The 20476-nt window shown below is 70.3% G+C and carries 19 protein-coding genes and 1 rRNA gene; 9 read left to right on the plus strand and 11 right to left on the minus strand.

The annotated features are described in order from the left end of the window. Positions 1–10: 10 nt before the first annotated feature. Together ACZ4YY_RS00005 and ACZ4YY_RS00010 are read right to left on the minus strand one after the other, a co-directional pair. A 16S ribosomal RNA gene (locus ACZ4YY_RS00005) occupies positions 11–1536 on the minus strand. 543 nt (positions 1537–2079) lie between these two features. Beyond that, entirely contained in the window at positions 2080–2721 is a 642-nt protein-coding gene (locus ACZ4YY_RS00010) for a DNA-3-methyladenine glycosylase (RefSeq protein ID WP_468281707.1), read from the minus strand. 147 nt (positions 2722–2868) lie between these two features. Between ACZ4YY_RS00010 and ACZ4YY_RS00015 the strand changes: the two genes are divergently transcribed. From ACZ4YY_RS00015 to ACZ4YY_RS00025, 3 genes are all read left to right on the plus strand, one after another. Further along, positions 2869–3651 (plus strand): sporulation protein, encoded by a 783-nt coding sequence (locus ACZ4YY_RS00015; RefSeq protein WP_468281709.1) that lies wholly within the window; start codon positions 2869–2871, stop codon positions 3649–3651. A 43-nt stretch (positions 3652–3694) separates the two neighbouring features. Further along, on the plus strand, positions 3695–4234 hold the full coding sequence (locus ACZ4YY_RS00020; protein WP_468281710.1) for a YbhB/YbcL family Raf kinase inhibitor-like protein: 540 nt from the start codon (positions 3695–3697) through the stop codon (positions 4232–4234). 212 nt (positions 4235–4446) lie between these two features. After that, a complete protein-coding gene (locus tag ACZ4YY_RS00025; RefSeq protein WP_468281712.1) occupies positions 4447–4953 on the plus strand; it encodes an HNH endonuclease in 507 nt (168 codons plus the stop codon). 113 nt (positions 4954–5066) lie between these two features. On the opposite strand, the gene ACZ4YY_RS00030 is transcribed toward ACZ4YY_RS00025, so the two are convergent. The 3 genes from ACZ4YY_RS00030 to ACZ4YY_RS00040 all read right to left on the minus strand — a co-directional run bounded on the left by ACZ4YY_RS00030 (position 5067) and on the right by ACZ4YY_RS00040 (position 7457). Continuing rightward, the gene (locus ACZ4YY_RS00030; protein ID WP_468281714.1) at positions 5067–6020 is read right to left on the minus strand and encodes an SPFH domain-containing protein; all 954 of its coding nucleotides are present in this window, start codon (positions 6018–6020) and stop codon (positions 5067–5069) included. Between the two features lie 141 nt (positions 6021–6161). Then, positions 6162–6593 (minus strand): NfeD family protein, encoded by a 432-nt coding sequence (locus ACZ4YY_RS00035; protein ID WP_468281716.1) that lies wholly within the window; start codon positions 6591–6593, stop codon positions 6162–6164. A gap of 66 nt (positions 6594–6659) precedes the next feature. Beyond that, positions 6660–7457: an ABC transporter ATP-binding protein gene (locus tag ACZ4YY_RS00040; protein ID WP_468281718.1), complete on the minus strand. Its 798-nt coding sequence runs from the start codon at positions 7455–7457 to the stop codon at positions 6660–6662. A gap of 154 nt (positions 7458–7611) precedes the next feature. Between ACZ4YY_RS00040 and ACZ4YY_RS00045 the strand changes: the two genes are divergently transcribed. Continuing rightward, positions 7612–8400 (plus strand): hypothetical protein, encoded by a 789-nt coding sequence (locus tag ACZ4YY_RS00045; protein WP_468281720.1) that lies wholly within the window; start codon positions 7612–7614, stop codon positions 8398–8400. 180 nt (positions 8401–8580) lie between these two features. Here the strand turns inward: ACZ4YY_RS00045 and ACZ4YY_RS00050 are convergent, their stop codons facing one another. From ACZ4YY_RS00050 to ACZ4YY_RS00065, 4 genes are all read right to left on the minus strand, one after another. After that, positions 8581–8838: a chaplin family protein gene (locus tag ACZ4YY_RS00050; protein ID WP_468281722.1), complete on the minus strand. Its 258-nt coding sequence runs from the start codon at positions 8836–8838 to the stop codon at positions 8581–8583. Positions 8839–9028: 190 nt separating this feature from the next. Continuing rightward, complete coding sequence (gene chpE, locus ACZ4YY_RS00055; RefSeq protein WP_468283167.1) at positions 9029–9274, minus strand: chaplin ChpE; 246 nt, start codon at positions 9272–9274, stop codon at positions 9029–9031. A gap of 233 nt (positions 9275–9507) precedes the next feature. Further along, entirely contained in the window at positions 9508–10149 is a 642-nt protein-coding gene (locus tag ACZ4YY_RS00060; RefSeq protein ID WP_468281724.1) for a response regulator, read from the minus strand. Then, complete coding sequence (locus tag ACZ4YY_RS00065) at positions 10142–11287, minus strand: GAF domain-containing sensor histidine kinase (RefSeq protein ID WP_468281726.1); 1146 nt, start codon at positions 11285–11287, stop codon at positions 10142–10144. The genes ACZ4YY_RS00060 and ACZ4YY_RS00065 overlap by 8 nt, the downstream gene beginning before the upstream one ends. Positions 11288–11374: 87 nt before the next feature. Between ACZ4YY_RS00065 and ACZ4YY_RS00070 the strand changes: the two genes are divergently transcribed. From ACZ4YY_RS00070 to ACZ4YY_RS00080, 3 genes are all read left to right on the plus strand, one after another. Further along, positions 11375–12322: an S-adenosylmethionine:tRNA ribosyltransferase-isomerase gene (locus ACZ4YY_RS00070; protein ID WP_468281728.1), complete on the plus strand. Its 948-nt coding sequence runs from the start codon at positions 11375–11377 to the stop codon at positions 12320–12322. After that, complete coding sequence (locus ACZ4YY_RS00075) at positions 12307–12477, plus strand: S-adenosylmethionine:tRNA ribosyltransferase-isomerase (protein WP_468281730.1); 171 nt, start codon at positions 12307–12309, stop codon at positions 12475–12477. Before ACZ4YY_RS00070 ends, ACZ4YY_RS00075 begins: the two co-directional genes overlap by 16 nt. 380 nt (positions 12478–12857) lie before the next feature. After that, complete coding sequence (locus ACZ4YY_RS00080) at positions 12858–13553, plus strand: transglycosylase SLT domain-containing protein (protein ID WP_468281732.1); 696 nt, start codon at positions 12858–12860, stop codon at positions 13551–13553. 70 nt (positions 13554–13623) lie between these two features. Here ACZ4YY_RS00080 and ACZ4YY_RS00085 read toward each other — a convergent pair whose 3' ends face one another. Further along, positions 13624–16128, minus strand: a complete 2505-nt coding sequence (locus ACZ4YY_RS00085) for an ABC transporter ATP-binding protein/permease (protein WP_468281734.1) — start codon at positions 16126–16128, stop codon at positions 13624–13626. A 247-nt stretch (positions 16129–16375) separates the two neighbouring features. On the opposite strand from ACZ4YY_RS00085, the gene ACZ4YY_RS00090 reads away from it, so the two are divergent. Beyond that, entirely contained in the window at positions 16376–18364 is a 1989-nt protein-coding gene (locus tag ACZ4YY_RS00090) for a streptophobe family protein (RefSeq protein WP_468281736.1), read from the plus strand. A 127-nt stretch (positions 18365–18491) separates the two neighbouring features. Further along, positions 18492–19703 (plus strand): phosphoserine phosphatase SerB, encoded by a 1212-nt coding sequence (gene serB / locus ACZ4YY_RS00095; protein WP_468281738.1) that lies wholly within the window; start codon positions 18492–18494, stop codon positions 19701–19703. A 170-nt stretch (positions 19704–19873) separates the two neighbouring features. Here the strand turns inward: serB and ACZ4YY_RS00100 are convergent, their stop codons facing one another. Then, positions 19874–20392 carry a SixA phosphatase family protein gene (locus ACZ4YY_RS00100; protein WP_468281739.1) on the minus strand — a complete coding sequence of 173 codons (519 nt, stop codon included), beginning with the start codon at positions 20390–20392 and terminating at the stop codon, positions 19874–19876. Between the last annotated feature and the right edge of the window lie 84 nt (positions 20393–20476).

Genomic DNA, 20476 nt, shown 5'->3' on the forward strand with positions numbered 1-20476 from the left:
TGCTCCTTAGAAAGGAGGTGATCCAGCCGCACCTTCCGGTACGGCTACCTTGTTACGACTTCGTCCCAATCGCCAGTCCCACCTTCGACAGCTCCCTCCCACAAGGGGTTGGGCCACCGGCTTCGGGTGTTACCGACTTTCGTGACGTGACGGGCGGTGTGTACAAGGCCCGGGAACGTATTCACCGCAGCAATGCTGATCTGCGATTACTAGCAACTCCGACTTCATGGGGTCGAGTTGCAGACCCCAATCCGAACTGAGACCGGCTTTTTGAGATTCGCTCCACCTCACGGTTTCGCAGCTCTTTGTACCGGCCATTGTAGCACGTGTGCAGCCCAAGACATAAGGGGCATGATGACTTGACGTCGTCCCCACCTTCCTCCGAGTTGACCCCGGCAGTCTCCTGTGAGTCCCCATCACCCCGAAGGGCATGCTGGCAACACAGAACAAGGGTTGCGCTCGTTGCGGGACTTAACCCAACATCTCACGACACGAGCTGACGACAGCCATGCACCACCTGTACACCGACCACAAGGGGGACCCTGTCTCCAGGGTTTTCCGGCGTATGTCAAGCCTTGGTAAGGTTCTTCGCGTTGCGTCGAATTAAGCCACATGCTCCGCTGCTTGTGCGGGCCCCCGTCAATTCCTTTGAGTTTTAGCCTTGCGGCCGTACTCCCCAGGCGGGGAACTTAATGCGTTAGCTGCGGCACCGACGACGTGGAATGTCGCCAACACCTAGTTCCCACCGTTTACGGCGTGGACTACCAGGGTATCTAATCCTGTTCGCTCCCCACGCTTTCGCTCCTCAGCGTCAGTAATGGCCCAGAGATCCGCCTTCGCCACCGGTGTTCCTCCTGATATCTGCGCATTTCACCGCTACACCAGGAATTCCGATCTCCCCTACCACACTCTAGTCTGCCCGTATCGAATGCAGACCCGGGGTTAAGCCCCGGGCTTTCACATCCGACGTGACAGACCGCCTACGAGCTCTTTACGCCCAATAATTCCGGACAACGCTTGCGCCCTACGTATTACCGCGGCTGCTGGCACGTAGTTAGCCGGCGCTTCTTCTGCAGGTACCGTCACTTTCGCTTCTTCCCTGCTGAAAGAGGTTTACAACCCGAAGGCCGTCATCCCTCACGCGGCGTCGCTGCATCAGGCTTTCGCCCATTGTGCAATATTCCCCACTGCTGCCTCCCGTAGGAGTCTGGGCCGTGTCTCAGTCCCAGTGTGGCCGGTCGCCCTCTCAGGCCGGCTACCCGTCGTCGCCTTGGTGAGCCGTTACCTCACCAACAAGCTGATAGGCCGCGGGCTCATCCTTCACCGCCGGAGCTTTCAACCCTCACAGATGCCTGCGAGAGTGGTATCCGGTATTAGACCCCGTTTCCAGGGCTTGTCCCAGAGTGAAGGGCAGATTGCCCACGTGTTACTCACCCGTTCGCCACTAATCCCCACCGAAGTGGTTCATCGTTCGACTTGCATGTGTTAAGCACGCCGCCAGCGTTCGTCCTGAGCCAGGATCAAACTCTCCGTGAATGTTTACTCGGCATCACTGCCGGTGCACACATCACGAGAGCGGAACAGCCAGGCGGAATAAGCCCGGCCGTTCACAGCGTCCTCGCTGTGTTTTTTCAAAGGAACCTCATCCGCGGCTATCACTGCCGCAGACGGGGTATCAACATATCTGGCGTTGATTTTTGGCACGCTGTTGAGTTCTCAAGGAACGGACGCTTCCTTTGTACTCACCCGAGAGACTCTCTCAGGCTTTCCTCCGGGCGCTTCCCTTCGGTCTTGCGTTTCCGACTCTATCAGATCTTTTCTCGATCCGATTCCCTGTCAGCGGGATTTGCCTTGGGCTTGTAGCTTTCGCCTGTCGGCCTTTCGACATTCACTACGTTAGCCGATTCCCTCGTCGACTCATAATCGAGTCCCGGAGACTTCGAATTCGGGCATGCAGGCATACCGAATTCGACCCCCATGAGGGGCGTCGTAGGTAGTGGGTTGGCCGCTTCCGGCTGCAGGCGATCGCCGTACCCGGTTCAGCGGCTCGGGCCACGTTACGCCCCTGCCCAAGGCGAGTCAACTTCGGCGGCGCCTCGGCGTGTGGGCTCGGTAGGGGCTCACGGTCGGGTCGTCGGCGATCCAGTAGCGCCAGGGGTGGACGGCTCCGTCACCGGACACTCCGGTGCGAGGGCCGTTGCGTACCTGGTCGGGCGGAATCGGAGTGCCCGTGAGGACGCGGAGCGGGGTGTCGGCGGGGGTGCAGGCGTCGGTGCCGTCGAGGGTCCGGTCGACGTCGAGGGCCGTGGCGAGGCGGGCCGGGCCTTTGGCCAGTTCCTTGTCGTTGCGGGCCGAGAGTCGACGGGTGCGTGCCAGCTCGGCCCCCTCGACGATCTCGCCGGCCCGGAGCAGGACCGCGCTCGCCTTTCCCTCGGGACCGCAGACGAGGTTCATGCAGTGCCACATGCCGTAGGTGAAGTAGACGTACACGTGTCCGGGGGGACCGAACATCACGCCATTGCGGGCCGTTGGGCCTCGGAAGGCGTGGGAGCCCGGGTCGTTCGGGCCGTCGTAGGCCTCGACCTCGGTGAGGCGGAGGGTGATCGGACCGTCCGGGGTCGTGCGGACCAGGAGGCGGCCGAGGAGATCCGGGGCGACTTCCAGGACGGGGCGGTCGAAGAACGACCGGGAAAGGGGCGTACGGTCGGGGGTCGCGATCATGCCCTCCGAGCGTAGTGCAGGCGCGTGGGTGCGTCGGGGTGGTCGGTGGGCACTCGACTTGCCAGGGTGTGAGTGCGGAACCGGCCACGGCCGGATCGCGTTTGTAGGGGTCAGGGATCCCGTCGTACAGGTCGTAGAGGGAGAGTCATGGCGTTCAAGAAGCTGCTCGCGAGTCTGGGGGCCGGTGGGGCCTCGGTCGAGACGGTACTGACGGAGGTCAATGTCGTTCCGGGCGGCGTCGTCCAGGGTGAGGTGCGCATCCAGGGCGGGTCCGTCAACCAGCAGATCGAAGGTCTGTCGGTCGGACTGCAGGCCAAGGTCGAGGTCGAGAGCGGCGACCAGGAGTACAAGCAGGACATCGAGTTCACCAAGCAGCGGCTCGGCGGGGCCTTCGAACTGCAGGCCGGGGCGGTGCACGCGGTGCCGTTCGGGCTGGAGATCCCGTGGGAGACGCCGATCACGATGATCGACGGTCAGGCCCTGCGCGGGATGAACATCGGTGTGACCACCGAGCTGGAGATCGCTCGGGCCGTGGACTCCGGCGACCTCGACCCGGTCAACGTGCACCCGCTGCCGGCGCAGAAGGCGATCCTCGACGCCTTCATCCAGCTGGGCTTCCGCTTCAAGAACGCGGACCTGGAGCGCGGTCACATCCGGGGCACCCGGCAGAAGCTGCCGTTCTACCAGGAGATCGAGTTCTACCCGCCGTCGCAGTACCGGGGTCTGAACCAGGTCGAGCTGAGCTTCGTGGCCGACGCGAGCGCGATGGACGTCGTCCTGGAGATGGACAAGAAGCCGGGTCTGTTCGGTGAGGGCAGTGACACCTTCCGGTCGTTCCAGGTCGGGCTGAACGACTTCCAGGGGACCGACTGGGCGGCGTACCTGAACCAGTGGCTGTCCGAGGTCGGCAGCAAGCGCAACTGGTTCTAGGCTCGGAACCACTGACTCCAGAACCGATTCAGGAGGTATCGAGGTGACCGAGCTCAAGCGGCGGCCGCTCCCCCACGACTTCCACCCGTCCGTGCCGTCGTTCACGGTGACGAGTGAGGACGTCGAGGAAGGCGCCGCGCTCCAGAGTGCTCAGGTCCACGCGGAGGGGAACACTTCGCCCCACCTGCGGTGGGAAGGCTTCCCGACCGAGACCAAGAGCTTCGCCGTGACCTGCTACGACCCCGACGCTCCGACCGGCAGTGGGTTCTGGCACTGGGTCGTGTTCGACATCCCGGCCTCGGTGACCGAGCTGCCGGCGGGTGCGGGCGGCGGCAAGTTCGAGGGGCTTCCGGAGGGTGCCGTCCACGCGCGCAACGACTACGGGACGAAGGACTTCGGCGGTGCCGCGCCGCCGCCCGGGGACGGGCCGCACCGGTACGTCTTCACGGTGTACGCGGTGGACCAGGAGAAGCTCGGTCCGGACTCCGACGCCTCGCCGGCCGCCGTCGGGTTCAACCTGCGGTTCCACGCGATCGCGCGGGCCCAGCTGATCGGGGAGTACGAGGTTACCGCCGACGGCTGACGCCGTGGGCTGACAGCTCATCGTTCATCCAACGTTTGCCCGCCTCTGGTCTTGGAAGTGATCAGGGGCGGGCATTTTTGTTGCCGGGGGTCGCGGGGGTGTCACCCCCCGTGGGAGCAGCAGATATTGCGTTGTCCATCTCGGCGTGCCCGGCCAGAGTTGATCCCAGCCCGCCAGGGGGTGGGCCGGTGCACACGGGAGGTGGGCTGGTTATGCGGGACACGCTGGTACTGAACGCGAGCTTCGAGCCGCTGTCGACGGTGACGTTGAACCGAGCCGTCGTTCTGGTGCTTCAGGACAAGGCCGTCGTCGAGCAGTCCCACCCCGAACTGCGCATGCGCGGAGCCGCGGTCGACATACCGGCGCCCCGGGTCATCAGGCTGTGCAGGTACGTACGGGTGCCCTTCCGAAGACAAGCTCCGTGGTCGAGGCGCGGTGTGCTGGTGAGGGACCGGCACCGGTGCGCGTACTGCGGTCGCAGGGCGACCACGGTGGACCACGTGGTGCCCCGGGCGCAGGGCGGCCAGGACTCCTGGCTCAATACGGTCGCCTCGTGCGCGGAGGACAACCACCGTAAGGCGGACCGGACCCCCGAGCAGGCGGGGATGCCGTTGCTGCGGCAGCCGTTCGAGCCGACGCCGGCCGATGCGATGCTCCTGGCTCTGGGGCAGGAGGACCTGGCCGCACTGCCGGAGTGGCTGGCCGTAGAAGCGGCTTAGGGGACTTCGCCGTCTGAGCCTTCGTGCTGCGTCCGCCTCGGGCCGCATGTGGCTGATCACGCAGTTCCCCGCGCCCCTTCGGGTGGGCGCGGGGACTGTGCTTTTCCGTGGCGTCAGTCGATCGACGGCTTCTCGCGGCGCTCCGGGATCTTCTTCTCGGTGCCGCCGCCGCCCGAACTCGAACCGCCGCCCATGGCACCGAAGTTGCCCATGGCGCCGGACAGGCCCTTGAGGGCGTCGCCGATTTCGCTGGGGACGATCCAGAGCTTGTTGGCGTCGCCCTCGGCGATCTTCGGGAGCATCTGGAGGTACTGGTAGCTGAGCAGCTTCTGGTCGGGGTCACCGGCGTGGATGGCCTCGAAGACCGTGCGGACGGCCTGGGCCTCGCCCTCGGCGCGCAGGGCGGCGGCCTTGGCCTCACCCTCGGCGCGCAGGATCTGCGACTGCTTCTCGCCCTCGGCGGTGAGGATGGCGGCCTGGCGCGTGCCTTCGGCGGTGAGGATCGCGGCGCGCTTGTCACGGTCGGCGCGCATCTGCTTCTCCATCGAGTCCTGGATGGAGGTCGGCGGCTCGATCGCCTTCAGCTCGACGCGGTTGACGCGGATGCCCCACTTGCCGGTGGCCTCGTCGAGGACGCCGCGCAGGGCCGCGTTGATCTCCTCGCGGGAGGTGAGGGTGCGCTCGAGGTCCATGCCGCCGATGATGTTCCGCAGCGTGGTGACGGTGAGCTGCTCGATCGCCTGGATGTAGCTGGCGACTTCGTAGGTCGCGGCGCGGGCGTCGGTCACCTGGTAGTAGATGACGGTGTCGATGTTGACGACCAGGTTGTCCTGGGTGATCACCGGCTGCGGCGGGAACGGCACGACCTGTTCACGCAGGTCGATGCGGTTGCGGATGGTGTCGATGAACGGGACGACGATGTTGAGGCCCGCGTTGAGTGTCCGCGTGTAGCGCCCGAAGCGCTCCACGATGGCGGCGCTCGCCTGCGGGATGACCTGGATCGTCTTGATCAGGGCGATGAAGACCAACACCACCAGAATGATCAAGACGATGATGACCGGTTCCATCGTGCTCCCCGTACCCTTCTCCGCCTCGGCGCTTTCGGAAGATCTTAGGCTTGTCGAAGATCTTGCTGGTCGAGTCTGACAGACCGTCGTGTGGCTCGTGGGGTGTTCGGTTCACTTGCGACGTGCGGGAGTTGTGCAAGGTCAGATCACGATCGCCGTGGCCCCTTCGATGTCGACGACATCGACTTCCTGGCCCACGTCGTAGGCGCGGTCGGTGTCGAGCGCGCGCGCCGACCAGACCTCCCCGGCGAGCTTGATGCGCCCGCCGGAGCCGTCGACGCGCTCCAGTACAACGGCCTGTTTGCCCTTCAACGCGTCCACTCCCGTGGCGAGTTGCGGCCGTTGTGCGCTGTGGCGGGCCGCGATCGGCCGGACGACGGCGATCAGGGCGACCGAGACGACGATGAAGACGAGCACCTGGGCGACGGTGCCGGTGCCGAGGCCGGCGGCGATCGCGGCCGCGCCGGCGCCGACCGCGAGCATGCCGAACTCCGGCATAGCGGTCACCACGAGCGGGATTCCGAGCGCTGCCGCGCCGACGAGCCACCACACCCACGCGTCTATGTCGTTCACACGGTCATGGTAGGACCGTGGGTCGTGCCGCCGACAGGGCGCGTGAGGGGGCGGTCGGGGGGACGGTCAGGACAGTGGCAGGCCCTGGGCGGTCCAGCGGTCGCCGACCTGCTCCACGACGAGGGGCAGACCGAAGCAGCGGGAGAGGTTGCGCGAGGTGAGTTCGAGCTCGACCGGGCCTGCGGCGAGGACCTTGCCCTGGCGGATCATGAGGACGTGGGTGAAGCCCGGGGCGATCTCCTCGACATGGTGCGTGACCATGATCATCGAGGGGGCGATGGGGTCGCGGGCGAGGCGGCCGAGACGGCGGACGAGGTCCTCGCGGCCGCCGAGGTCGAGGCCGGCGGCGGGCTCGTCGAGGAGGAGCAGCTCGGGGTCGGTCATCAGGGCGCGGGCGATGAGGGTGCGCTTGCGCTCGCCCTCGGAGAGGGTGCCGAACCTGCGCTCCAGGTAGTCGCTCATACCGAGGCGGTCGAGGAAGGCGCGGGCGCGCTGCTCGTCGATGTCCTCGTACTCCTCCTGCCAGCCGGCCGTCATGCCGTAGGCGGCGGTGAGGACGGTCTGCAGGACGGTCTGGCGCTTGGGGAGCTTGTCGGCCATGGCGATGCCGGCCATGCCGATGCGGGGGCGCAGTTCGAAGACGTCGGTGCCGGGCGTGCCGAGGGTCTCGCCGAGGATGGAGGCGGTGCCCTTGCTGGGGTAGAGGTAGCTGGACGCGACGTTCAGCAGGGTCGTCTTGCCGGCTCCGTTGGGGCCGAGGATGACCCAGCGCTCGCCCTCCTTGACCGACCAGGAGACCTGGTCCACCAGAGCCCGGCCCTCGCGGACCACGGATACGTCCTGAAGCTCCAGAACATCGCTCATGAGCGCGTTGTCTCCCCTTGCAGTGTGGCCGGTCTCGGTCGTCGCGTACGCCTGTGGCTCGGACCGCCGCGCGCGGGTGGGCGCGGCCCTCCAGGAAAATCTACGCCACCGGCCGGGGAAGCCGTTCCATCGGTCCGGTCCTTAGGGTGGGGGCATGCTCACGGAACCGCGCTCAGGTCGCCTCGCCGCTTGGGGAAATGCCCTCTTGGCCGGATTTGTCTCTCCGGACGACGCCGTTCTCGCCGTCGTCGGCGAGGACGCCGTGCACCGGGTGGAGGGGCTGCCCGGGGAGTCGGCGCCCGTCGGGCTCACACTCGGGCTGGGGCGGCTGCGGGCGCTGGGGGTGAAGGGGCTGCGGCTTGCGCTGCCCGCGCCGGGGCATCCGCTGGGGCTGAGCGGGCCGCCGGAGTTCAACGCGCGGGCGCTGGAGGCGGAGGAGGCGGTGGTGTGCCACGGGGCCGCGCTGGGGCTGGTGCCGGAGGTGTACGAGGCCGGACCCGAGGGCGATGCGCACGTCGAGGTGGTGTGGCACTGCCTGGCCGTTCGCGAGGCCCCGCCGGCGGACGTGCCGTCGCTGGGCGAGGCGGAGCGGGAGTTGGCGGAGGCGCTGCGGGAGGCGACGGCCGTGCTGTCGCGGTTGGACGTGGCGGGGTCGGGGCCGCTGGCGGAGGCGGCGATCGACGCGTACCGGGCTCGGGCCGGGCGGGGGCGGGAGGTGCTGGCGCCGGGGTACCCGCCGCGGGCGGTGCGGGTGCTGGAGTTGGCGCAGCGGGTGGGGTTGTTGGTCTCCCTCGCCGTGGAGAACGGCCACGGGGGTGCGGTGAGCGGGTCGGAGATGGCGGCACGCAGGGAGGCGTTGCGGCCGGTGGAGCGGACGGCCCGGCGGGCGCAGGTCGCGGCGTACAACGCGTATGTGGAGGAGTTGGAGCGGGGAGGTCGGTGAGGGGTCGGCCGAGGGCCCGGTGGGGTCGCACGGAGGGTTGTGGCGTTCGCCGCCGCGGCCGGTCGCACGGCGCCGCCGCGGCAGGTGGGGTCCGCGACCGCTGACGACCGTGGGTTCCGGACATGCAGAGGGACCCTCGCGTCTCCGTTGACGCGGGGGCCCTCTGCGGCTCGGGTGGGCTCAGTCGTCGACGCCCGTGTTGCCGGAGGCCGGGGTCGGGGCGGCGAGAGCGTTGACCGTGTTGCCGACGATGTCGGCGGGGGTGGGGAGCGGGGTCTGGACGATGCTGCCCGAGGCGACGCCGGGCGACTTCACCCCCGCGCCGTCGGCACCCGCGGCGGCGACAGCGGCGTCGGCGGAGGCGGGGGTGCCCGCGGAGGCGTCGGCCGCGACACCGGCGACGGTGAGGGCCACGGCGGTCTGCTCGGTGATGGTCATGGGGAGCGTTCCTCCTGCGGCGGTGATCCGTCCGACCCGGCCGGGGGTCGTGCGCCGACCAACGCGGGAGCGGTCGGGTGCGGCGGCCGCTGGGGAACTGCCCGTTCGGGTCATGGGGGTGACAAGCGGACCGGCCTCTCCCGGAATGGGGCCGAGAGAGGCCGGGGGTGACGCGGGGCGCGGGAGGACCTCAGTGGTTGAGGCCCGTGTTGCCGAAGGCCGGGTTCAGCACGCCGATGACGTTCACGCTGTTGCCGACGGCGTTGACCGGGACGTGCACCGGGGCCTGGACGACGTTGCCCGAGCCGACACCCGGCGAGCCCACGGCCTCGCCGGCGGCTGCGGCGCCGCCGGTGGCGGAAGCCATGCCGGCGCCCGCGGCCACCAGACCGCCGGCCACCATCGTCACGGCCGCTGCCTTCTTCAGGTTCTTCACTTCTGAGCCCTCCTGGGCCTGCTGGATCTCGTCGCGGCGGGTCGCCGCGGCACGCACTGGAGAACGCCGGTGGGCGCCGGAGGGTACGCCGTCCGGGGGACATTCCCACGACGGTATGAATCTCGGATCGGACGGGACGCCTCCGGATGTGCGCCCCCCCGTGCTCCGGTCGCGCCCGGGAGCGCGTCGGCCGTACCCGGTCGTGCCCCGCTCGTGCGCCGGGGCGCGCGGGCTCAGCCGGCCGCGCCGTGGCGTACGGCCCACAGGGCGGCCTGGGTGCGGTCGGCGAGGTCCAGTTTCATCAGGATGTTCGAGACGTGGGTCTTGACGGTCTTCTCGGAGAGGACCAGGGCGCGGGCGATCTCGCGGTTGGAACGGCCGTCCGCTATCAGTCCGAGGACCTCGCGCTCCCGCTCGGTGAGCGAACCCCCCCTTCCCTGACCGGAGTTGGCCTCCTCCTGGGAGAGGAGGGCGCCCGCGACCTCCGGCTGGAGCAGGATGTGGCCGGCATGGACCGAGCGGATGGCGCCGGCCAGCGCGTCGGGGTCGACGTCCTTGTAGACGTACCCGGCGGCGCCCGCGCGCAGGGCCGGGACCACCGTGCGCTGTTCGGTGAAGCTGGTGACGATCAGCACGCGCGCGGGGTTGTCGCGTTCGCGGAGCGTGCGCAGGGCCTCGACGCCGTCCATACCGGGCATCTTGACGTCCATCAGGACGACGTCGGGCCTCAGCTCCTCGGCGCGGGCGACTCCCTCGGCGCCGTCGGAGGCCTCGCCGACGACCTCGATGTCGTCCTGCACTTCCAGGAAGGTGCGCAGGCCGCGGCGGACGACCTGGTGGTCGTCGACGAGCAGCACCTTGATTGCGTCAGCCACCGGGGGCCTCCATCTCGATCGTGGTGCCCTTGCCGGGCGCCGATTCCACCGTCAGGCTGCCGCCGACGCCGCTGGCCCGGTCGCGCATGGACACCAGGCCGAGGTGGCGGCCCGCTCGGCGGATCGCCTTGGGGTCGAAGCCGTTGCCGTCGTCCGTGACCCGCAGGACCGTGTCGGGGCCGCGCTTGTGGAGGGTCACCTCGACGTGCTCCGCGTCGGAGTGCCGCAGGGCGTTGTGCAGGGCTTCCTGGGCGACGCGCAGGAGTGCCTCCTCCTGGGCGGCGGGCAGGGCGCGCACGCCGTGGCTGGTGAAGGTCACGCGCGCGGTGTGGGCGCGGTCGAGGACCTGTGTCTGGGTGCGCAGGGTGGCGACGAGGCCGTCCTCGTCGAGGGCCGCGGGGCGCAACTCCACGACGGCGGCGCGCAGTTCGTCGGCGGCTTCCGCGGCGAGCGCGGCGACCTGCTGCAACTCGCCCTTGGCGCGGCCGGGGTCGCGGTCGACGAGGGCGGCGGCGGCCTGGGCGGTCAGGCGCAGGGAGAACAGCTTCTGGCTGACCGCGTCGTGCAGTTCGTGGGCCAGGCGGGAGCGTTCCTCGGCGATGGTGAGTTCGCGGCTGCGCTCGTACAGGCGGGCGTTGGTGAGGGCGATCGCGGCGTGCTGGGCGAGGATGGAGAGGAGTTCCTCGTCGTCCTCGGTGAAGCCGCAGCCGCCTTGTGGTTTCGCGCAGTTCTTGTTGGCGAGGAACAGGGCGCCGATGACCTCGTCGCCGTCGCGGATGGGCAGGCCGAGGAAGTCGGACATCTCCGGGTGGGCGGAGGGCCAGCCCTCGAAGCGCGGGTCCTTGCGCACGTCGGCCAGGCGCTCCGGCCGGGCCTCGTGGAGCATCGAGGCGAGGATGCCGTGCTGGCGGGGCAGGGGGCCGATGGCCTTCCACTGCTCCTCGCTGACGCCGTCGACTACGAACTGGGCGAAGCCGCCGTGGTCGTCCGGGACGCCGAGCGCGGCGTACTGCGCGTCCAGCAGCTCGCGGGCGGAGGCGACGATCGTCTTGAGGACGTCGCGTACTTCCAGGTGTCTGCTCATGGCCAGCAGCGCGGAACTCACCGCGGCGAGGCCGGACCGGGGGCCTTGGCTCATGTCCTCACGGTACCGGCGGGGTGTGACGGTGGGGATCGGACCTGCGGCGGCCGTGGGGTAGGGCCGCGGACCTAGGCCTGTCGGAGGGTGCCGCAGGAGCTGGCGGCGCGGGTGCCGGCCGAGCAGCGTGGGCCGGGCCGCGTCCGGGACTCCGTACGGCTGCTGGTGTCGCAGGGGTGCACGGTGGCGCATCACACCTCCCGGGGCTTGCCGGGGCTGTCGCGGGCGGGGGATCTCCTGGTGGTGAACACCTCGCCGACGCTGGCGGACGCGGTGGACGGGGCGGTCGGGCACGCGCGTGTGGTGGTGCACCTCTCCACGCGCGGGGACGGCGAACCGTGGGCGATGGAACTGCGTGAGCCGGACGGGCGGGGCACCGCGCGCGCGTGCGGGCGGGCCCGCGGGGACGGAGATGCGGCTGTCCGGGGGGGTGCGGCCGGTGCTGGAGGAGGCGCTGAGTCCGCGGAGCGGGCGGCTGTGGTGGGCGCGGTCGTCCGTTGGGGCCGGTGCCGAGGGCTGCTGCGCGAGCACTGGCGGCCCGTCCGGTACTCCTGCACGGACCGGGACCAGCCGTTGTCGGTGTACCAGACGGTGTTCGCGCTGCCTTCGGGGGACGGGGCGGGCGGTGCGGAGATGCCGAGTGCGGCGCGTCCCTTCACCGCGCGGCCGGCCCTTCACCGCGCGGCCGGTGACGGAGCTGGTGAGCCTGGGGTGGGCTTCGCGCCGGACGTGCCGCACACCGGGGTCGCCGGGGCCGAGGCGCGCGAGTCGCCGTATCCGGAGCGGCTCGTGGTGTCGGAGGCGTCGGCGCGGTCGATCAACGCGGTCGTCGCCGGGGGTGGCGGCCGGGTGATCGCGGTGGGGACGACGGCCGCGCAGGCGGTGGAGTCGGCGACAGGGGGCGACGGGTCGTACGGGCCGTGGAGCCGGCGGGTCGTACGGGCCGTGGAGCCGGCGGGTCGTACGGGCCGTGCGGGGGTGGGCGGACCTCGCGGTGACGCCGGAGCGGGGGTGCGGTGGTGGGCGGGCTGCTGACCGGACTGCACGAGCCGGAGGCCTCGCATCCGCCGATGCTGAAGGCGGTGGCGGGGCGGGCCACGGTCGACCGCAGCGACGAGGAGGCGGTGCGCGGGCGGTACCCGTGGCACGAGTCCGGCGACGTGCATCTCCTCCTGCCCCCGCCGGGGTAGGGGCGCGGTGGTCGGGAGGTCCGGCGGAAGGCCGGGCGGACGACACTCACACACAGCATTGCTTCAGCAACTGATGGTGAGTTGGGGCCGCCGCGCGTGTGAGCCCGCACATAGGGCCCACATCACGTACGAAGGACTTTAGGAGTCAAAGGGGGCACAGATGAACGGGACAGATAGCTCTATCTGTCCCGATTTGCCCCTCCCTGATCCACTACCGGGGATCGTACGTCACACCTTTGCCTGGGCATTTTGCGGCCGCTAAGAATTGCTCTCGTCGCTCAGCGCCGCGGGTTCTCCCCGCGGCGTTCGTGCCGAAAGCACCCGTGTCCGCCGTCGGACGTAGAGAGCGACCTCCGCGCTATACGAAGAGGTCCTTCCGCATGCCCAAGAACACTCACAAGATCGCGATCGCCGGTGCCGCCACGCTCGGCGCAGCAGCCCTCGCCTTCTCCGTGGTGCCGGCCGACGCGCAGACGACCACGACGGACGCCGTCTCCTCGTCCAGCGTGGCCTACAGCTCCGAGCCCGTGCGGGACGTCAAGACGAACGTGACCGACCAGCTGGCGAGCGCCGGCGTGAAGATCGACGCGATCGAGGCGAAGAAGAAGGCCGCGGCGGACGCCGCAGCAGCGAAGCAGGCCGCCGAGGCCGCCGCGAAGAAGAAGGCCGCCGCCGAGGCAGCGGCCAAGAAGAAGGCCGCCGCGAGCCGCGCCGCCAAGCGCGCCGCGATCAAGAAGGCCGCCGTCAAGAGCTACCCCAACACCCTCGACGGCTGGATCCGCGAGTCGCTCGACGTCATGAAGAAGCACGGCATCCCGGGCTCGTACCACGGCATCCACCGCAACATCATGCGGGAGTCCTCGGGCAACCCGAACGCCATCAACGACTGGGACATCAACGCCATCAACGGCGTCCCGTCGAAGGGCCTGCTGCAGGTCATCCCGCCGACCTTCCAGGCCTACCACGTCCCCGGCACGTCCTGGAACATCTACGACCCGGTCGCCAACATCACCGCCGCCTGCAACTACGCGGCCGACCGATACGGCTCCATGGACAACGTCAACAGCGCGTACTGAGCCGGTCCGCACACGCCGAAGGGCGGCACCCCGCAGCGGGGTGCCGCCCTTCGGTGTCGTACGCCGCGCGCTACTTGCGCATGACCTCGGGCTCGTGCCGGCGCAGGAAGCGGGACACGAAGAAGCCGCAGATCACGCCGAGAGCGATCAGGGCGGCCATGTCCAGGCCCCAGGCGCCGACGGTGTGCTCCCACAGCGGGTCGTTGTCGCCGGCCGTCTCCGGCGGGCTGATCTTGTTGAAGTCCAGCGTGGCGCCCGCGGCGGCGACCGCCCAGCGCGACGGCATCAGGTACGAGAACTGGTTGACGCCGATCGAGCCGTGCAGGGCGAAGAGGCACCCCGTGAACACGACCTGGATGATCGCGAACATGACCAGCAGGGGCATGGTCTTCTCGGCGGTCTTCACCAGCGCCGAGATGATCAGGCCGAACATCATCGACGTGAAGCCGAGGGCCATGATCGGCAGGGAGAGCTCGACGAGCGTGAGCTTGCCGAGGACCAGGCCCTCCTCCGGGATCTCCCGGCTGGAGAGACCGATGACGCCGACCAGCAGGCCCTGCAGCACCGTGATCATGCCCAGCACGAACACCTTGGACATCAGGTACGCCGAACGGGACAGGCCGGTCGCGCGTTCCCGCTCGTAGATGACCCGTTCCTTGATCAGCTCGCGGACGGAGTTGGCCGCTCCGGCGAAGCAGGCGCCGACTGCGAGAATCAGCAGGACGGTGGTGGCCGTGCCGTTGGGGATGATCCGGCCGGTCTGCGCGTTGGGCTGGTTGGGCAGCAGACCCCGGTCCGGGTCGATCAGCAGGCTCACCGCGCCGAGGACGGCCGGCAGGATCACCATCAGCGCGAGGAAGCCCTTGTCGGAGGCGATCACCGAGACGTAGCGGCGCACCAGCGTCACGAACTGCGACATCCAGCCCTGCGGCTTCGGCGGCTTCATCGCCTGCATCGGCGGCATCTGTACGGACTGCGGCGCGATGGCGTCGATGTCCGCGGCGTACATCTGGTAGTGCTGCGAGCCCTTCCAGCGGCCCGCCCAGTCGTAGTCGCGGTAGTTCTCGAAGGCGGAGAAGACGTCGGCCCAGGTGTCGTAGCCGAAGAAGTTCAGCGCCTCCTCGGGCGGACCGAAGTAGGCGACGCTTCCACCCGGCGCCATCACGAGCAGCTTGTCGCAGATCGCGAGCTCGGCCACCGAGTGGGTGACCACCAGGACCGTGCGGCCGTCGTCGGCGAGGCCGCGCAGCAGCTGCATGACGTCGCGGTCCATGCCCGGGTCGAGGCCCGACGTGGGCTCGTCGAGGAAGATCAGTGACGGCTTGGTGAGCAGCTCCAGGGCCACCGAGACGCGCTTGCGCTGGCCTCCGGAGAGGGAGGTGACCTTCTTCTCCTTGTGGATGTCCAGCTTCAGCTCGCGCAGCACCTCGTTGATGCGGGCCTCACGCTCGGCACCGGTGGTGTCGGCGGGGAAGCGCAGCTTGGCCGCGTACTTGAGGGCCTTCTTGACGGTCAGCTCCTTGTGCAGGATGTCGTCCTGCGGGACCAGACCGATGCGCTGGCGCAGCTCGGCGAACTGCTTGTACAGGTTGCGGTTGTCGTAGAGGACGTCGCCCTGGTTGGCGGGCCGGTAGCCGGTCAGCGCCTTGAGCAGCGTGGACTTGCCGGAACCGGACGGGCCGATGACCGCGATCAGCGACTTCTCGGGGACGCCGAAGGAGACGTCCTTGAGGATCTGCTTGCCGCCGTCGACCGTGACGGTCAGGTGGCGGGCGGAGAAGGAGACCTCACCGGTGTCGACGAACTCCTCGAGGCGGTCGCCGACGATGCGGAACGTCGAGTGGCCGACGCCGACGATGTCGGTCGGCCCGAGCAACTGCGAGCCGCCCTTGGGGATCGGCTGACCGTTGACGTACGTGCCGTTGTGCGAGCCGAGGTCGCGGATCTCCATGCGGCCGTCGGGCGTGGAGTGGAACTCGGCGTGATTGCGCGAGACCTGCAGGTCGGAGACGACCAGGTCGTTCTCCAGGGCACGGCCGATGCGCATGACGCGGCCGAGGGAGAACTGGTGGAAGGTGGTCGGGCTGCGGTCGCCGTAGACCGGCGGCGCCCCCGCGCCGACGCCGGGGCCCTGCTGCTGCGGCACGACCGGCTGTTGCGGCTGCTGCCAGCCGGCCTGCGGCGCCTGCTGCTGGGGCGGGGCCTGCTGCGCCCAGCCCGCGTTCGCGCCCTGCGCGGCGTACGGCTGCTGCGGCTGCGCCTGGGGCGTGGCGACGGCGGCCGCGGCTCCTGAGACGCTCACGCGCGGGCCGTCGGTCGCGTTGCCCAGGTGCACCGTCGAGCCGGGGCGGATCTCCAACTGCTGGATCCGCTGGCCCTGTGCGAACGTGCCGTTGGTGCTGCCGTGGTCCTCGATGACCCAGCCCCGGCCGTTGAAGCTGACCGTGGCGTGGCGCCAGGAGACCCTGGCGTCGTCGAGGACGATGTCGCCCTGCGGATCACGTCCGAGGGTGTATGCCCTGGACGGATCAAGCGTCCAGGTGCGTCCGTTCAATTCCAGTACGAGTTCCGGCACTCCATGCCCCACTGAGTAGTCCCCCGAGTTACCCCCGTCGCAGGGAGTCTAGGGATGTCGAACATCGTCGGGAACTATTTCAGGCGTGGCCCCCTGACCGAAAGTCGGGCCTTGTGAAGACCGCGTACGGGCTCATCGGCCGTGCCCGTTGACGGGGTTGAAACCGGATCGGAGAGTGGTAAAAGCACGCGAGGGGGGACGGAAGCGGCGATCTTCGCCGCAGCGCGTGGCGGATCGGGGGGTCTGCATGAGGGCCGGCACGAGTGCGGAGACCGACGGGGGCAAAGTGCCGTGGGCGGACGTGCTGTTGTCCGCGGTCGCCGCGGTGAGCTGGGCGTCGATCGGGATGGCGGGGACGGCGGCGCTCGGTCTGCATCTGCTCGAGGCGGACACGGCGGGCTCGTTGGGGCCCATGACGGCGGCGGTCGTGGCGCTCGGGGCGGGGGGTTCGGTGACGCCGTCGGGCAATGTGTCCGCGTTCGGCCTCACCGGCGCGGAGGCGGACACTGCCATCGGGATCACGCCACTGGGTGTGAGTCTGGTCGGGGCGCTGCTGCTGTCGTGGTTCTTCCTACGGTCCCTGCGCGCGGCCGGAGTTGTGATCGCGCCGGCCGAACTCGCCGCCCGCGCGGGGACGGTGGTCGCGCTGTTCGCGGCAATGACGGGCGCTCTGGCGTGGGCGGGACACGATGTGATCACGATCGACGGCGGGACGCCGGGGCTCGACGTTCCGACCGGCGGCGGTGGCCGCGGCCTCGAGCTTCCCGGGCTCGGCGACCTGGGGGACGTGGGCGGCCTGTTGCCGGACCGGATCGGGGACCTGGACGACGCGCGGGCGGCGGTCGGGTTCACCGTCGACACGGTGCCCAGCGTGCTCGGGGGGCTCGGCTGGTCGGCCGGGGTGCTGCTGATCGCGCTGCTCGCCTCGCGCCGTACGCCCCTGCCGCGCGGGTGGGAGGCGGTGCACCGGGTCGTGCGGCCCGCCGTGTCCGCCGTCGTCACCGTGCTGCTGGTCGCGGTCGCCGCCGGGTTCGCGGCGGCGGCGTACGCGGCGATCGGCGACGACCGTCCGCGCCGGATCGCGGGAGCGGCGCTGCTCGGCGCGCCGAACGGGGTCTGGCTCGGCGTCGACCTGGGCCTGTCCGTGCCGTGGGACGGCCGGGCCACGGGCGTCCTGAGGGACGTCCTGCCGGATCCGCTCGGCGATCTGCTGGGCCCCGGCAGGCAGGAGTCGGTCACGCTCGGCCGGCTGGCGGAGTGGGACGGCCGGGTGTGGCTGCTGGGGGTCGCGGGGGCGGTGACGATGCTGCTGGCGGGGGTGCTGGCGGCCGCGCGGACCCCGCGTGCGCGGGGGGCGGGCGTCGCGGGGTTCGTCGGGCGGTGCGCGCTGGGGCTGGGGGTCGCCACGGCGGTGGCGCTGCCGCTGCTGGCCTGGTTGACGGACGTGTCGGTGAGCGCGTCGCTGTCCGTGCTCGGGTTCGACGCCTTCGACTCCGGCGTCGAGCTGCACGGGCACCGGGACACGGCGTTCCTGCTCGGTGCCGTGTGGGGCGCGGGGGCGGGCGCCACCGGGGCGCTGCTGGCCTGCGCGACGCGGGGGGCGGGGGGACAGGCGGCGGCATTGGCGAGGCCGGCGGACGGCGGCGCTGGCGGGGGTCCGGCTGTCGGTGGCGAAGGGGTGCGGGGGCAGGCCGGTGGCGGCGCGGGCGGGAGTCCGGCCGCCGGCGGACACGCGGCACGAGAGCCGGCGGACGGCGACGCGGGCGGGCGTCTCGCCGCCGGCGGCGAAGGGGCGCGGGGGCAGGCCGGTGGCGGGCCGGGCGGAAGTCCAGCCGCCTACGGCGAAGGGGTGCGGGGGCAGGCCGGTGGCAGCGCGGGCGGGCGTCCGGCTGTCGGTGGCGAAGGGGCGCGGGGGCTGGCGGGTGGGCCGTATGTGCCGCGTGCGCCGTACCGGCCCCCTGACCCGGCGACCAATCCGTATCTGCGGATGCCGGTGGGGCGGGGGGAGCCGGAGGACGCGCGTCCGGACGGTTCGTCCCCGGACGCGCGGGACGGGCGCCCGCCCGGGCGGGACCTGAGCGACGCGCCCACCGTCGTCCGCCCCGCGGGGCCCCCGCCGGCCCGCTCTGCGCGGCGTGGGGAGGCGGTGGAGTCCGCGGACGCCGGGCCGCCTCCGCCGCCTCCCCCTCCCCCGGCGTCACCGCCCCGGCCGCAGAAGCCCCGAGAACCGCGGTGAGGCGGCGGCCCGGGCGCCGGCCCCGACGCTTCGGGGGACGGTCACCCACAGGACGCCCACTGTTCCGTGTCCGCTGGGCGGACCTCGGCGGCGGTGGACGGCGGGTGCCGGATACGGTGGGTACACCATGAGCGCATCGCAGACCTCGCCCGCCGACGTCCCGACTCTCCTTGTCAAGATCTTCGGCAAGGACAGGCCGGGCATCACGGCCGGACTCTTCGACACCCTCGCCGCCTACTCCGTCGACGTGGTCGACATCGAGCAGGTCGTCACCCGCGGCCGGATGGTGCTGTGCGCGCTCGTGACCGAGCCGCCGCGCGGGCAGGAGGGGGAGCTGCGGTCGACCGTCCACAACTGGGCGGAGTCGATGAAGATGCAGGCGGAGATCATCTCCGGGCTCGGTGACAACCGGCCCCGAGGTCTCGGCCGCTCCCTTGTGACCGTCCTCGGGCACCCGCTGACCGCGGAGGCCACGGCCGCCGTCGCTGCCAAGATCACCAAGGTGGGCGGCAACATCGACCGTATCTTCCGGCTGGCCAAGTACCCGGTCACCGCCGTCGAGTTCGCCGTCTCCGGCGTGGAGACCGAGCCGCTGCGCACCGCCCTGGTCACGGACGCGGCGGCGCTCGGGGTGGATATCGCCGTGGTGGCGGCGGGGTTGCACCGGCGGGCCCAGCGGCTCGTCGTCATGGACGTCGACTCCACCCTCATCCAGGACGAGGTGATCGAGCTCTTCGCCGCTCACGCCGGCTGCGAGGACAGGGTCGCCGAGGTGACGGCGGCGGCGATGCGCGGGGAGCTGGACTTCGAACAGTCGCTGCACGCGCGCGTGGCACTGCTGGAGGGGCTGGATGCCTCCGTGGTGGAGAAGGTGCGCAGCGAGGTGCGGCTGACGCCGGGCGCGCGCACACTGATCAGGACCCTGAAGCGCCTGGGCTTCCAGGTGGGCGTGGTCTCCGGCGGGTTCACGCAGGTCACCGACGACCTGAAGGAGCGGTTGGGGCTGGACTTCGCCCAGGCCAACACCCTGGAGATCGTCGACGGGAAGCTGACGGGCCGGGTCACCGGGGAGATCGTGGACCGCGCGGGCAAGGCGCGGCTGCTGCGCCGGTTCGCCGCCGAGGCGGGCGTGCCGCTGTCGCAGACCGTGGCGATCGGTGACGGCGCCAATGACCTGGACATGCTCAACGCGGCCGGGCTCGGGGTCGCCTTCAACGCCAAGCCGGTGGTGCGCGAGGCGGCGCACACCGCGGTGAACGTGCCCTTCCTGGACACCGTCCTCTATCTGCTGGGCATCACCCGCGAAGAGGTCGAGGCGGCGGACACCCACGACGAGTAGTGCCCGCGCACAAACGCACGGGCGCGGAGACGCGTGAGCACGACAACCCACGGGCGCGGAGACGCGTGAGCACGCAAGCCCACCGGCGCGGAGACGCGTGAGCACGAAGCCCGCGAGGGTGCTCCGGGGCCCGGCGCCGGTGAGGCGCCGGGCCCCGCGTGCGCCGGGGGTTACTCGGACGGCGCCCAGTAGTCGAGGAGAGTGGCCACGCCCGGCTCCAGGGTCTTCCAGTCGCCGTCGAAGGAGAGGACGGCGAAGGCCGCGGCCGGGAAGCCGCGGCGGGTCATCCGCTCGCGGGCGTCGCCCTCGGCCGCGCCGGAGAGGATGTCGGCGAGGCCCTGGACGCCCGGGTTGTGGCCCACCAGCAGGACGGTGCGCATGTCGTCGGGCGTCTCGTTGAGCAGGGCGATCAGCTCGCCCGGGGAGGCCTCGTAGATCCGCTCCTCGTAGACGGTTTTCGGCCGGTGCGGGAACTCCTGGACGGCGAGCTTCCACGTCTCGCGGGTGCGGGTCGCGGTGGAGCACAGGGCCAGGTCGATGGGGATGCCGGTGTCGGTCAGCTTGCGTCCGGCGACGGCGGCGTCCTTGCGCCCCCGCTCAGCGAGCGGACGCTCGTGGTCGGTCACCTGTGGCCAGTCGGCCTTCGCATGCCGGAAGAGGACGATCCTGCGGGGTTCTGCGACGCTCATGACTCCCAGCTTCGCATGAAACACGCCACGGGGCGCAGGGAGTTGACATGCCCCTTCACCGCCGGGCCGGGGTGTGAAGGGTGT

The organism is Streptomyces sp. NPDC030143 (assembly GCF_055573695.1).